This window comes from Nostoc sp. JL34 (assembly GCF_017114945.1).
GTDB lineage: Bacteria > Cyanobacteriota > Cyanobacteriia > Cyanobacteriales > Nostocaceae > Nostoc.
This window is the reverse complement of sequence record NZ_JABXKQ010000169.1, coordinates 63986-77309: the sequence shown is the minus strand read 5'-3', so window position 1 is coordinate 77309 and position 13324 is coordinate 63986. Positions and strand designations below refer to the sequence as shown.

At 40.9% G+C, this 13324-nt stretch carries 14 protein-coding genes; 8 read left to right on the top strand and 6 right to left on the bottom strand.

Going from position 1 to position 13324, the window contains the following annotated elements; all coding sequences use genetic code 11:
* Positions 1-143 precede the first annotated feature (143 nt).
* Positions 144-395, top strand: coding sequence for a DUF5340 domain-containing protein (locus HWQ44_RS30750; RefSeq protein ID WP_069072137.1), 252 nt, complete (start codon positions 144-146; stop codon positions 393-395).
* 624 nt (positions 396-1019) lie between these two features.
* Positions 1020-1688 (top strand): carbonic anhydrase, encoded by a 669-nt coding sequence (locus HWQ44_RS30745; RefSeq protein ID WP_292725840.1) that lies wholly within the window; start codon positions 1020-1022, stop codon positions 1686-1688.
* Positions 1689-2111: 423 nt separating this feature from the next.
* On the opposite strand, the gene HWQ44_RS30740 is transcribed toward HWQ44_RS30745, so the two are convergent.
* Both HWQ44_RS30740 and HWQ44_RS30735 read right to left on the bottom strand, forming a co-directional pair.
* On the bottom strand, positions 2112-2270 hold the full coding sequence (locus HWQ44_RS30740; protein ID WP_292725838.1) for a YqaE/Pmp3 family membrane protein: 159 nt from the start codon (positions 2268-2270) through the stop codon (positions 2112-2114).
* Between the two features lie 141 nt (positions 2271-2411).
* Positions 2412-2759 carry a translation initiation factor gene (locus tag HWQ44_RS30735; protein ID WP_292725836.1) on the bottom strand — a complete coding sequence of 116 codons (348 nt, stop codon included), beginning with the start codon at positions 2757-2759 and terminating at the stop codon, positions 2412-2414.
* Positions 2760-3004: 245 nt separating this feature from the next.
* Here HWQ44_RS30735 and trpB point away from each other — a divergent pair, with 245 nt between their 5' ends.
* The 6 genes from trpB to HWQ44_RS30705 all read left to right on the top strand — a co-directional run bounded on the left by trpB (position 3005) and on the right by HWQ44_RS30705 (position 8266).
* Positions 3005-4240, top strand: coding sequence for a tryptophan synthase subunit beta (gene trpB / locus HWQ44_RS30730; RefSeq protein ID WP_292725833.1), 1236 nt, complete (start codon positions 3005-3007; stop codon positions 4238-4240).
* 32 nt (positions 4241-4272) lie between these two features.
* Positions 4273-5430, top strand: a complete 1158-nt coding sequence (locus tag HWQ44_RS30725) for a class I SAM-dependent methyltransferase (RefSeq protein ID WP_292725832.1) — start codon at positions 4273-4275, stop codon at positions 5428-5430.
* A gap of 172 nt (positions 5431-5602) precedes the next feature.
* The gene (locus HWQ44_RS30720; RefSeq protein WP_292725830.1) at positions 5603-5890 is read left to right on the top strand and encodes a hypothetical protein; all 288 of its coding nucleotides are present in this window, start codon (positions 5603-5605) and stop codon (positions 5888-5890) included.
* 232 nt (positions 5891-6122) lie between these two features.
* Positions 6123-6650 carry a CAP domain-containing protein gene (locus HWQ44_RS30715; protein ID WP_292725916.1) on the top strand — a complete coding sequence of 176 codons (528 nt, stop codon included), beginning with the start codon at positions 6123-6125 and terminating at the stop codon, positions 6648-6650.
* A gap of 348 nt (positions 6651-6998) precedes the next feature.
* A complete protein-coding gene (locus HWQ44_RS30710; protein ID WP_292725828.1) occupies positions 6999-7547 on the top strand; it encodes a CAP domain-containing protein in 549 nt (182 codons plus the stop codon).
* Positions 7548-7636: 89 nt separating this feature from the next.
* Complete coding sequence (locus tag HWQ44_RS30705) at positions 7637-8266, top strand: ribonuclease H-like domain-containing protein (RefSeq protein WP_292725826.1); 630 nt, start codon at positions 7637-7639, stop codon at positions 8264-8266.
* 683 nt (positions 8267-8949) lie between these two features.
* Here HWQ44_RS30705 and HWQ44_RS30700 read toward each other — a convergent pair.
* From HWQ44_RS30700 to HWQ44_RS30685, 4 genes are all read right to left on the bottom strand, one after another.
* Positions 8950-10038 (bottom strand): HAMP domain-containing sensor histidine kinase, encoded by a 1089-nt coding sequence (locus tag HWQ44_RS30700; protein ID WP_292725824.1) that lies wholly within the window; start codon positions 10036-10038, stop codon positions 8950-8952.
* A gap of 5 nt (positions 10039-10043) precedes the next feature.
* Positions 10044-10754, bottom strand: coding sequence for a response regulator transcription factor (locus HWQ44_RS30695; protein WP_292725822.1), 711 nt, complete (start codon positions 10752-10754; stop codon positions 10044-10046).
* A 210-nt stretch (positions 10755-10964) separates the two neighbouring features.
* Positions 10965-11663 (bottom strand): NYN domain-containing protein, encoded by a 699-nt coding sequence (locus HWQ44_RS30690; protein WP_292725821.1) that lies wholly within the window; start codon positions 11661-11663, stop codon positions 10965-10967.
* A 516-nt stretch (positions 11664-12179) separates the two neighbouring features.
* Positions 12180-13259, bottom strand: coding sequence for a fatty acid desaturase (locus HWQ44_RS30685; RefSeq protein WP_292725819.1), 1080 nt, complete (start codon positions 13257-13259; stop codon positions 12180-12182).
* Positions 13260-13324: the final 65 nt, after the last annotated feature.

Below are 13324 nucleotides of genomic sequence, written 5' to 3'. Positions count from 1 at the left end.
TATCATCAATATCTTTGTCAAATCTTCATTGCTAATCAAATCAAAGCCATAAGCAACTAGTTATTTATTATGTAACAATTCATTAACAACAAAAAAACTCTGACTAATACAAAATCCCAAATATGAAATCAAAATTGAACTTCATGGAGCAAATTCCTCTACCTTCACCTATTCATTACGAACTTATACTTCAACTCTTAGAAAGACAAACTATGTTAGCAGTAAATGATAATCCAGATTTACGGCATCAGGTGAATCAGCTAATTATTACTCTCCGTAAAGCTGCTGTGCAGCAAAAGCGACTAGAAGAAATTTGCGAGTTTTCTTCTGTAACTATTGATCACCGTTGGTCAATCAATCATCATAACGATAGCAAAGTTGTTGCCCCCGATTAAAGCTGATAATTTAATATCTCAACCTCAAATTTGGCATCTTTGTTAAGTTATTTTAAGATCATCAGAAAGTGTATCTGTGTATTGAAGGTGTCAGTACTCAAAAGTCCCGCTGCAATTGCTTGACTCAAATGCACGGTTTGGGGTGTGATTTAAAAAGATTTACATAGATTCTGGTTATAGAAATTTTTCTGCTTATTTTTAAATATCTAGAAATGCTAAATAATGATTTGAAATCAGCATTGAGACTGCTGATATTTGATTTGGTATAAACTTTACTTAATTTAGCTAGGGCTATAAATTTATACGTAGTTATTTTTTCTATAACTCCTAACTTAGCTTTTTACAATTTATACAAAAGTTATATTAATGCTGTAGAAAAATTTTCATATTTTATAAAATATTAACTCTAAAAAAGTTCATCTTGATTTAGAGAAAACTGTAGATCAGCTAAAATATTGATGATATAGAGGCTCTCAGTTGATTTCAATACAGACCTAATAAAACAGCCTCTTTCCTACAAAGGAAGGGGAGTAAGATTCAAGGTCTCTCTCCTTTTAGGAGAGAGGTGAGAGTGCATTGCATCTAAATGTGAACCGCTATATTCTCTCTGGAACTTGACGAAAAATGAAATACAACAGAATTGATCAACTTTTCACAAATAATCAGGCTTGGGTTGCCGAAAAGTTAGCTATAGACCCAACTTACTTTGAAGAATTATCTAGCGGACAAACACCACCTTTTCTATACATCGGGTGTTCTGATAGTCGTCTGGCATTAACAAGCTTTACCCGTACAGAACCAGGAGAGTTATTTGTACATCGTAATATTGCCAATCAAGTTTCTTTAACAGATATAAACTTTTTAGCTGTTTTAGAATACGCAATTTTACATCTGAAAGTGGAACACATTATCGTTTGTGGTCACTATGATTGTGGAGGAATCAAGGCGGCTTTAGAAGGAAGAACTATCGGAATTCTTGATAACTGGGTAAATCCGATTCGGGAACTGTATTTAGAAAAACAAGAAGAAATTGATACTTTGCCAACAAGAGAAGAACGTCTGAATCGGTTGGCAGAAATAAATGTTGTGGCGCAAGTGAAAAATCTTTACCAAACTTCCATCATGCGTCAGGTACTCCATCAGCGAAAAGCACCTATGGTTCATGGCTGGGTACTAGATATACGCACTGGTTTGATTAAAGATTTGAACGTCTCAACAGTGCAATGGCAATTGCACATCTGCCCCTTGCTTCTAGAATTTAGACTCTATGCGATGTTAAAAAATGAGAGCTAGTTCGGTATTTACCGCCATAAAAAAGCCCAGATTTGAGATTTGATAATTCCTGTCTTTACAACTTTAGAGTAAAATAAATAGTTGTTTTCTCCACAGTATTGTAATACCTAAGTTAAAGCTCTAAGTCGATCCGCTTGGGTTAAAGTTCGCATAGCGTCCCGTAGGCAAGTTAAATCCAACAAACCATGAAAGATTTTGGGTTGCCTTCCTCAACTCAACCTACGCATATTAAGGTTTTTATGACTAACTGAAGCATATTGAGTTATGAACCAATATGCTTGGGATTCTAATAGATTTTTGTTTAATAAAATTTACAAATACAAAGCAGGTAATTTCTCTTTCTTATATCTATGCGGACGTTCATTGAGGCTCTGCATCCAGTAACAAATTGAGTCAGAGCCTCAAACCTACCCAAACAAAGAATTATTTCTTAGCAATTATCCACACTGCATGAATAATCCCAGGAATGTAACCAAAAAGCGTCAGAAGTATATTAATCCAAAAGTCTATACCAAAACCTACTTGTAAAAAAACTCCCAAAGGTGGCACGAAAATGGCGCACAGAAGCCGAACTAAATCCATTTAAACCTCCTGTTCATCTCACAAACAACAGCTTGTTGGTGAAGTAATTCCCCACTGTCCAAGCATATTTTTACCTCTCAAAGATAACATTTTCTCTGTTAATCTAGATCGTGGTTAAGATGCGGTAAACCGCACTTAACATTAGCCACCACTAATTTTGGCTTTATAACCTAACTTGATTAAAATTTCGACAATTTTCTGCTTGTGTTCGCCCTGAATTTCAATTTCGTTCTCTTTAACTGTCCCACCTGTGCCACACTGGGTTTTCAACTGCTTCAGCAAATCTGCCAAGGTTTCTGGTTTGGCTTGAAAACCGCTAATCACTGTGACAGTTTTGCCTTTGCGTCCTTTGCGAGAAGCTTGTACTTTAAGATTTTGTTGCTGTGGGGGCAGTTCTGGAATTGGTCTTTCTGTGGCGGCAGAGTTGTCGTTGCCAAATTCGCGGTAGACAAAGCCTTTGTCGGAAGATTTGGGATTGGAAGAAGACATAAAATGAATGTTTAAGAAAAATTTCAAAGGCAGTGGAAACTTCTACGCAACCATTCTGCTGGGATATCAATTTCTAGGCTAACATCACAAATCCATTGCAAGGGATTGGGGATTGGGGATTGAGTATCAACGAAGAATTTAGTTCCCAGTCCTCAGATATGCTTCAGATATACCTTAGGTGTACCCCAGATATGCCCCAGACTTTTCTATAATAATTAAGTCCTTCCCGTCATCAAAAACAGCCTGTGACTACCACTCCCCTATCTCCAAGTTCGACTGCTCAGGTTCCCGATACGCTAGGTCGCTTTGGACGCTTTGGCGGTAAGTATGTACCTGAAACGCTCATGCCTGCCTTGGCTGAATTAGAAACAGCTTATCAGCAATACCGCAATGAACCTAGTTTTCAAGCTGAACTACAGCAGTTGTTACGAGACTATGTGGGACGGGCAACACCATTGTATTTTGCTGAACGCCTGACTGCTCATTATGCCCGACCCGATCGCACGGGGCCGCAAATTTACTTAAAGCGGGAAGATTTAAATCATACTGGCGCTCACAAAATCAATAATGCCCTTGGTCAGGTATTGTTGGCGAAACGCATGGGTAAACAGCGGATTATTGCCGAAACGGGTGCTGGACAACACGGAGTTGCCACAGCTACAGTTTGCGCTCGTTTTGGGCTGGAATGCATAATTTACATGGGCGTTCATGACATGGAACGCCAAGCTTTAAATGTATTCAGAATGCGGCTGATGGGGGCAGAAGTGCGTCCAGTCGAGGCGGGGACTGGAACCCTGAAGGATGCCACTTCTGAAGCAATTCGAGATTGGGTGACAAATGTGGAAACGACTCACTACATCCTGGGTTCAGTAGCAGGGCCCCATCCTTACCCAATGATGGTACGTGATTTCCATGCAGTAATCGGTCAAGAAACTCGCGCCCAAGCGATCGAAAAATGGGGTGTATTACCAGATATTCTCTTAGCTTGTGTGGGTGGTGGTTCCAATGCGATGGGACTATTCTATGAGTTTATCAATGAGTCTTCTATACGCTTCATTGGGGTTGAGGCAGCTGGGGAAGGTGTCAATACCGAAAAACACGCAGCTACCTTGACAAAAGGACGAGTTGGTGTGTTGCACGGAGCAATGAGCTACCTGCTGCAAGATGAAGATGGGCAAATCATTGAGGCACACTCAATTAGTGCGGGGTTAGATTATCCCGGTGTGGGCCCAGAACATAGCTATTTAAAAGATACTGGTCGCGCCGAATACTATAGTGTGACTGATGCAGAGGCTTTAGCGGCATTTGGGCGATTGTCGAAATTGGAGGGGATTATCCCGGCATTGGAAACAGCCCATGCGATCGCCTACCTCGAAACCCTCTGTCCCCAACTAACCGACAGTCCTCGGATTGTAATTAACTGCTCTGGACGCGGTGATAAGGATGTCCAAACGGTAGCCAAGTTATTAGATCCAGCATAAATCGACATAAAATATTTGGGAAAAAGCAATACATGGATCAACAATTCCAACATGCTATGCTACCGCAACCCACTCACGACGAGTTGGCACGCCAAAACTTTGTGCAAAGTCTGAAAATGCACATTTTCAGGAATATCTCTCCTGGTAATAAGGTAGTTTATGAAAAACTAGGCAAGCCGAAGTTTGAACAAGAACATCAGCGTCCTCCCCAGAATCGTTATGAAATTCGGGAAGTAATGCAGCATGAACCATACTATCACTGGGCTAGTGCCCTCAAGCGCCTCAACCAGGAAATGTTATGGGATGCCGTAAATGCCAACGTTGACAGACAACTGCCAGAGTTGATTGAGCGGGCCAAAGACAAGGGTGGTGAACTGGGTACTTTAACCCTCGACCCAAATTTTCAAATACCTACTCATCAAAAAGCTGTAGACATTCACTGTATGCCTGGAGGATATCACAGTGAATTCACTGCTGATGATGTCGCTGCCGGGGCAACCTACGATCGCGGCGCTTATGTTTATGGACTGGGTTGGTTAGGGCCACTCAATGATGATATGGGGCTATCTATAGTCCAAAACTACCTCTTACCAGAGTATCCCGACTTTCGACCCAGAAAAATTCTTGATATGGGATGTTCTGTCGGTAATAGTACATTACCTTATGTGGATGGTTTCCCAAATGCAGAAGTCCATGCTATAGATGTGGGTGCATCTATGCTGCGTTACGCTCATGCAAGAGCCGAAGCCTTGGGAAAACGGGTACACTTCTCTCAGCAAAATGCCGAACACACTAACTTCCCCGATGAATCATTTGACTTAGTGGTTTCTCACATTTTGCTGCATGAAATCCCCCCGTCATCTGTGCGTAAAGTTATGCAAGAGTCTTATCGGCTACTGGCTCCTGGCGGCATGATGATCCATGTGGAAGCACCCCTTTATCGTCACATGGATGTCTATACACAGTTCATTTTTGATTGGGAAACTGCTAACAACAACGAACCCTTCTGGAGTGCTGTACGCGATTTGGATTTGATGCCGCTAGTTACTGAGGCTGGTTTTGCAGCAGATAAGATATTCGAGAAATTTGTCCCTAATGGGGCATGGAAAGCAAAAGTAACTAATGGCCTGTTTAAAAATGGTAACTCTAGCAGTCAAGGCACTTGGTTTGTAATTGCTGCAACTAAGTAAACAGAGGAAGTATCACAATTCGTAATTTGTAATTCGTAATTGAGAAAGCCAAATTTTATCGAAGAGAACAATGGGACAAGGGGAAGTTGTCCCTTTTTCCTGTTGTCTCTTGCTTCAACTGGGTTTCATTCTTTTGTCTGTGTAGTCTTATTTTTGGAGAATTGGTATTAGGATGACAAAAATAGCTAAGGGTAAACGACCTGTTTACTTAGACAATCCGCAAGTCGATAAATTGTTAGCGATCGTCATGGCTTTAACTGGCGAAGTGTCCGTGTTGCATGAGCGGCTGGACACCATTGAAAGGCTGCTAGAGGTTAAAGGTATTTTATCGGCTACTGAGATTGAAGCTTACGAACCGGATGCCAAAGTAACTAAGGAGCGGGAACAGTGGCGTGCAGAATATATTGCGCGGGTGCTGCGCGTGGTACAGGAAGAGTTAGAAACCCTCAAGGAAAGCTAGTCGCCCAGAGGTTTTAGTGGGGAATTTTATGCTATTTATATAGAAATAATCATACTAATGATAGACGCCAATTTTTGATAACCAGCGCAATTCTTTCGTAAGATTGTGAATTTAAATGTTTGCTAGTAGTTTTTGAAGAGAAAACGGCATAAAGGGAGGTATATAGACTTATAACCAATTTGTCACATTGACATTAGTTTGGTTAGATGGTCTGGAACTTTACTTTCAGCAAATGATTAGAACAACAATCTACGGCATTGCTTTAGGGACTATTGTTCTTGGTAGTGGAGCGATCGCTACTTCTGTACCAGATCCAACATTTATGCCGATGGATTCATCTGTATCGGATACTACTGTTAAAATTGCAGCATCTACTATCAACACTGCCGCCATAGAACAGTCAGTTTTCAACCAAATTAATAACTACAGAGTTTCCCAAGGGCTACGAGCGCTAACTCGTAATTCTGCCATCGATAATCAAGCCAGGATTCACAGTCAAAACATGGCTAATGGTAAAGTTGCCTTTGGACATACTGGATTTTCGCAACGTGTTCAAGCAATTGGTATTTCCTACAGAGCCGCTGGTGAAAATGTCGCTTCTAACCAGGGATATAGCGATCCGGCGACGAAAGCTGTTCAAGGCTGGCTCAACAGTTCAGGGCATCTTGCCAATATCAGAGGTAATTATGATAAGACGGGAATTGGTGTCGCTAGCAACAGTGCAGGCAAAATCTACTTCACACAAATTTTCCTTCGCTGATAGATTTGGTAAAATTTAGGTTTTTTCTCCAATTCTCCAGACTTCAGCCTGTTAGCAAAGCTTTTGCTAAATATTGAATAATGTAGTTTCAATGACATTTCTCTATTGAATACTACATTATTTTTTAGTAATTCATGAAAATCATAAGTTCTCAGCCAAAGTAACTGCGATTTTTATGAAGCTGACCTATTGAAGTATTGAGAATTAAAAATGATTGTTTGTGTTCCTTGTAAAGGATATAGCCAAATTGCCGAAATTCATCAATCCTTAATAGTATTGTGGTGTATATCATCGGAACAATGAGGTAGAGTATAAGTCTTATATCTCTACACAATTACGCAATTCTCCATGTTCCGACAAACTGCTTTTGGCATCGCTTTAAGTGCGCTTGTCCTTGCTAGTGGATTAACGACTGTTCCGATACCAAATCATCCTTCTACGAATACATCCACCCGTAATAAGCTGTTGTCGCTTTTTTCTAGTCAGGTTGCAATATCGACTCCTACTTTTAAAACTACGGAGCTAGAAAAATCAGTATTTGACCAAATTAATCGATATCGGGCTTCTAAAGGGCTGCCAAAGTTGATTCTAAATGCAAATATCACTCGACAGGCAAGAATTCATAGTCAAAATATGGCTAAAGGTAAAACCCCATTTAGTCATCAGGGATTTGAAGGGCGAGTCAAAGCTATCCCTCTTCGCTACAACAGTGCGGCGGAAAATGTTGCTTTCAATCGGGGATATAGCAACCCTGTGGAGGAAGCTGTTAGTGGTTGGATCAACAGTCCCGGACACCTAAAGAATCTTAAAGGAAATTACAACCTGACTGGAATTGGCGTTGCTACTAATAATCAAGGCGAAGTCTACCTGACACAACTTTTCTTTCGCACTAGGTAGATTTAATTGATAATTTTTTTGCACAATAATAATGTTGTGTCTGATAAGACTTTTGTCTGTTGGACATTGCTATTATTTTTGGACAATTCATGACATTACCAGATTTTCAGGTGAGCGATCGCGATCTTAGTGACGCAGCCCTTAGCCACTATTTAGAATCAACGGCGATCGCAGTTGATACAGAAACGATGGGATTATTGCCCCTGCGCGATCGCTTGTGTCTCGTCCAACTGTGCAACCCAGAGGGAAAAGTGACTGCAATCCGCATAGCCAAAGGACAGACTGACGCCTCCAACTTAAAAAAACTCTTGGAAGCAGCGAATGTCGTGAAAGTGTTTCACTTTGCTCGATTTGACCTTGCCACTTTACGAGCTAATCTGGGGATTCAGGTTGGGCCTGTTTTTTGTACCAAAATTGCTAGTAAATTAGCTCGTACTTACACAAATCGCCACGGACTCAAAGATGTGGTACAAGAATTAGAACAAGTGGAACTGGATAAAAGCTCTCAAAGTTCTGATTGGGGTAACACCGCTAGCTTATCTGAAGCTCAACTAAGTTATGCTGCCAATGATGTGTGCTACTTACTTAGTGTGCAGCAAAAGCTAATAGAAATGCTCAAACGAGAAGATCGTTGGAAAATTGCTCAAGAATGTTTTGAATTTCTCCCAACGATAGTTTCCTTAGATTTGTTGCAATTTAAAGATTTATTTGAACACTAATAAAACAGCGAAACTACGTTGAAAATAGGAAATAGGGAATTCTCATTGCTCCTTGTGGGCGCATCTCATGATGTATCTTGCAAAGAGAGCATCCCATTTTTACTAATTGTTCTTGATAAACCTTTCTCTACCTTGAACTAAAGTTGAAATCTGTGCCTCTCCAAGTCGGAGAGGCACAGTTTTGCGTAGTAAACACCTCTTAGAGGTCTTTTAATCGAGCTAATTAGGTGAATACTATTACGAATTATTTTAATTGGTCAGTCTTGGGAACGATTTTGAGGGAACAGGTAGGCGATCGCAGCGTAACCCGAAAAACTTAGTAAACTAACCAAAAAAGCAGCCAGAACAAAGCTAGACATAATCTTACACTCTATGCATTTCCAAAACCTCGGCATCCATCAAAAAACCGAGAGTTTGGATACTTTCAAATTAGCAATTGGGTATGACACAGCCATGACTACCTTGTGTCAATACCTTGTATCTCAAAGGTTTTGACAAGAGAGACAGTTCTTGCTGTTCGCGCAGCGTGTCGTAGACAGGGTAGAAAGCAGGAAGAATAATGTTTTTATATATCTTGCAAGGGTTTAAGTCAAGAGCAGCCAAATCTCTGATTTGGTGGCTTGGAATTAGATCGGTTTAAAAGCAAACAGATAAATTTCTACCCCTGCCTTCTTTACCCAAACTCAAGCTAAAGGCAGAAAAAACCGAAACGTACTGCCAACTCCCAATTCGCTTTCTACTTGAATCTGCCCGCCTTGTAGTTCAATCAAACGGTGGGAAATAGTTAAACCAATACCAGTGCCTCCCGAATGGCGATCGCGCGATTGGTCGGCTCGCCAGAAGCGTTCAAATACATGGGGCAAATTTTCTGGAGCGATACCAATGCCTGTATCTCTAACCGCAATCGAGAGTTGAGAAGCTTCAGTCCCAACACTAATGGTAATTGAACCTTCGTTAGTGTAACGCACTGCATTACCTAGCAGATTAACCAACACCTGTTCTGTGCGGTCAATATCTGCCAATACAGGAGGTAACACGGATGGACACTGCAACATCAGAACTGGCCCATCTTCCAACAGTTGGTCGGTAAATTTCTCCACTAATGACTCTAATAACGGACGCAGATTTACCCGTTGTATGTTGATTGGCAGATAACCCGCTTCTGCCTTAGACAGTTCTTGTAAATCGTTCACTAATCGCTCTAAGCGCCTAGTTTCTTTAGCTAAACGCCGATAGATTTCAGGAGACGCTTCAATTTCCCCATCAGCCAGTTCTTCCAAGTAACCACGCACCACTGTTAACGGTGTTCGTAGTTCATGGGTCATATCTCCAATAACTTCTCGCCGCCGCGCTTCTACCCCTTCTAAACTGGCTGCCATTCGGTTGAAACTAGCACTCAGTCCACTAAGTTCTGGAATGTCAGATACAGGTAATCGTGCATCCATCTGACCAGCAGCAAATTTTTGGGTGATTTGTTCCATTTCGGTCAACCGCTGCATAATCCGTCTGGACACCCAGTAACTCAATCCTCCGGCTGCGGTCGTACCGACTAAGACTGACCAAATAGTGCTTCGTTGCCAAGCAAGTTCAAATCCTGTAACCAACTCAGTACGCACATCGATTAAGTCAAACCCCTGATTTTCTAATCGTTCCAAATGCAAGACAAAAAAGCGGGGGGAAGAGATTTTGCTGATGCTCACCAGACTAGCTACCCCCACGATCATTACTACTAAGTGGGAGAAAAATAGGCGCGTTCTCAGCCCCATCTTCATAACATTTACGCTACCAAAGGATCTTCAAATTTATAGCCCACTCCAACAACAGTTTTAATAAAAGTAGGATTTGCCGGATCAGGCTCAATCTTTTTTCGCAACCGAGCTACATGAGTATCCACTACTCGTTCATCGCCAAAAAAGTTATCTCCCCAAAGTTTGTCGATTAGTTGGGTACGGTTCCAAACTCGACCAGGATTGCTGACAAAGGTGGTTAGCAAGTTAAATTCTAGGGTAGTTAAGTCCAGAATTTCAACTTCTTGAGAATTCATCTGGCGACTGGCGGTGCGCTGGTCTACATCGACAATAAAGTGTTGGGTACGATTGACTTGATGTTGTCCTCCTTGGCGGAGGCTACGCCGTAATAGTGCCCGCACTCTAGCTACCAATTCTCTGGGGCTAAATGGTTTGACCATGTAATCATCAGCACCAGTAGATAGACCAATGACGCGATCAATTTCCTCACCCTTAGCCGTCAGCATCAAAATGTAAGGATCTTTTACACCTGGTTTCTGGCGAATTCGGGCACAAACTTCCAATCCATCCAAACCAGGAATCATTAAATCTAGAATGATTAAATCAGGTGGTTGCTCTTGAAACATCCGCAAAGCATTCATGCCATCACGGCTAGTGCGACAAAAAAATCCTTCTTTTTCTAAAGAGAGTTCAATTAAATGAGCAATTTCTGGTTCATCTTCAACTATTAAAATATCCATTTCAATATAGGAACACGGGGATATGGGGACACGAGGAAGCAAAGACACACAGAGAGAGAAATCTGTAGCAAGATTCCGCAGGGTGCGCTACCTTCCGACGATTAGAACTTCGAGAAAGGTGGGACACGGAGAGTTATTTCACCACGTCCCTGCGTTTCCCCGTCCCCACGTCTTCTTTGTCTGCGTCTCTCACTCTCCGGGTCTTCTTAATTAGAGGTTTGAATTTGACGGTGTGCGATAACTATAGCCAAGATTAGAATCTTTTTGAATGTATGTTTTAATACTATCGAGGTCAATGAAGCAGTCAGCAACATCAATCAAACTTTCACTAGTCGTTGTTTGCAGACTTACCACTTCTACCCGAACTCCCATTCTGCTGACAGCGTTTACAGCATAGGCTAAATCTCCATCCCCACTGACTAAGACCGCAGTATCATAGTAAGGAGCTAAAGTTATCATGTCTACAGCAATTTCTACGTTCAGATTTGATTTTTTGAAATTCTCTGCTGGCAAAACTAGTTCTTTTGCCACTACACGATAGCCATTACGACGCATCCACAATAGAAAACCCTGTTGCTTTTCATTGCTGAGATCAACCCCAGTATAGAAGAAAGCACGCAACAGTCTTGAACCGTTGGTTAAATGACAAAGCAATTTAACATAGTCAATTTCTATGCCCAGTTGTAAAGCTGTATGAAATAGGCTTAAGCCATCAATAAAGATAGCAACTCGACCACGATTTAAGCTATGGAAAATCGAACTATCAGGTGCAGTATCTTGTATCTTCTTAGTATCTTTACCTTTGACAGCAGTATCGCTCAAATTTTGCCCTTGCCAATGTGGTTTAGCTTTGAGTATTTTAGATTCCTTAAATTCATTTCTTTGTTTGCTAAAATTAGTTATAATCATTGATACCTCTGATTTTAAAGTGGGAAAGAGTTTTAGGTAAATTTTCTATAGTATAGTCTGTGCTGATTTCTAACCCTAACAGCTAATGGTCTGAAGTCACTCCATGCAGATAAAATTAACTGGTGTTAAACAGAATTCAAACTAGACAGATCAAGGGTTTGTCACTGTTGTTAGGTGGGTTGAACGAGATATTACCTATGCCCACAGATATGTTAATCTTTACCCACCGAGACAGCAAGAGTTTCGATAAAATAAATATTCCTGTAAGAGTAGGGCAAGAATTAGCGAACGTCATCTATCCATTTTTATTTTACCTCTGTATTTTAATAACTTTGCAGTTCAAATATTCACAGAGTTAGAAGCAATAATGATGTAATGTGCGATGCCTGCGGCGGGCTACGCCAACGCGCCTCAAAAGGTAGGTTTTACTCATGTATCTAAGTAATCTCTAATGTCATAAGCACTGACGAAAATACCAGATTCCCGACTTCTTTTAAGAAGTCGGGAATCTAAGTCTTAGTCTTTAGCTAACTTATTATTGGATGTGTAGTAAACCTTACTACCAGTATCAGGGACAAAATGGCAGCTGATACATGAATTCCATAATGACTTCCAAATGGATCCTTCCGATTTGTGGAAATACTCACCCATCACTGGTTTTATTGCCTCAGTTGCCTTCAGCAAATTGTAGTGAGGGATGTTAAGGAATATATGGTGAGCAACATGAGTACCGATATCATGATGGATATGATTAACCAAACCATAATCACGGTCAATACTAGAAATTGCGCCTTTCAGGAAAGTCCAATCTTCTCCACGATACCAAGGAAGCTCTGGCTCAGTATGGTGTAAGAATGTCACCAAATCTAGCCAAACTATGAACACAAGGTAGGGCACAGCATAATATTTTAGCAACCACATCCAACCCCATTGGTAGGTGAGGAAACCCAGCAAACCTACCATACCAATCAAAAGTACAGTACTAGTGATGACATCCCATTTCTCTGATGGTTTGAAAAGCGAACTGCTGGGCAAAAAATGTGAGCCTTCCTTATTAGGAGAACGCTTAAATAAATAGACAGGATAAGCCAATAGAAAAACATAATATCTGCCTATTTTCTGTGCTAAAGGCATCTCCTTGTATTGTGATTCTGTCACAGGATACCAGCTTTCATCGTTATTGATATTGCCAGTATTTTTGTGATGAGTTCTATGGCTGATCCGCCAACCATGATAAGGAACAAGTATTGGTGTGTGAGAAAGATGTCCAATCAAATCATTTAGCCATTTATGCTTAGAAAAAGATTGGTGTCCGCAGTCATGTCCTACTACAAACAAAGCCCAAAACATCGTTCCTTGCATCAACCAGAAAATCGGGAAGAAAAGCCAAGAATCCAGGTAATAAGCTACTGCATAAAGCAGACCGATAATCATGATGTCACGAAAGAAGTAAAAAAGTGACTTTGTCACATTGGGCTGAAAGCATTCAGCAGGAATTGCAGCTTTTAAATCTTGAAGAGTGAAAGGCAATTTAGTCGCATCCTCAGACGTTTCACCGACAGGAGGATTGTTGAACGTAATGATATTTGATTGCACTGGATTCTTTTGTTGGATATAAATCGGAACTTTATTTGAGAAAAGATTATCTCACCTCTAGGATG

Coding starts and splice junctions, on each gene's coding strand:
- HWQ44_RS30750 (WP_069072137.1), top strand. CDS start 144: ATGGAGCAAATTCCTCTACCTTCACCTATTCATTACGAACTTATACTT.
- HWQ44_RS30745 (WP_292725840.1), top strand. CDS start 1,020: ATGAAATACAACAGAATTGATCAACTTTTCACAAATAATCAGGCTTGG.
- HWQ44_RS30740 (WP_292725838.1), bottom strand. CDS start 2,270: ATGGATTTAGTTCGGCTTCTGTGCGCCATTTTCGTGCCACCTTTGGGA.
- HWQ44_RS30735 (WP_292725836.1), bottom strand. CDS start 2,759: ATGTCTTCTTCCAATCCCAAATCTTCCGACAAAGGCTTTGTCTACCGC.
- HWQ44_RS30725 (WP_292725832.1), top strand. CDS start 4,273: ATGGATCAACAATTCCAACATGCTATGCTACCGCAACCCACTCACGAC.
- HWQ44_RS30720 (WP_292725830.1), top strand. CDS start 5,603: ATGACAAAAATAGCTAAGGGTAAACGACCTGTTTACTTAGACAATCCG.
- HWQ44_RS30715 (WP_292725916.1), top strand. CDS start 6,123: ATGATTAGAACAACAATCTACGGCATTGCTTTAGGGACTATTGTTCTT.
- HWQ44_RS30710 (WP_292725828.1), top strand. CDS start 6,999: ATGTTCCGACAAACTGCTTTTGGCATCGCTTTAAGTGCGCTTGTCCTT.
- HWQ44_RS30705 (WP_292725826.1), top strand. CDS start 7,637: ATGACATTACCAGATTTTCAGGTGAGCGATCGCGATCTTAGTGACGCA.
- HWQ44_RS30700 (WP_292725824.1), bottom strand. CDS start 10,038: ATGAAGATGGGGCTGAGAACGCGCCTATTTTTCTCCCACTTAGTAGTA.
- HWQ44_RS30695 (WP_292725822.1), bottom strand. CDS start 10,754: ATGGATATTTTAATAGTTGAAGATGAACCAGAAATTGCTCATTTAATT.
- HWQ44_RS30690 (WP_292725821.1), bottom strand. CDS start 11,663: ATGATTATAACTAATTTTAGCAAACAAAGAAATGAATTTAAGGAATCT.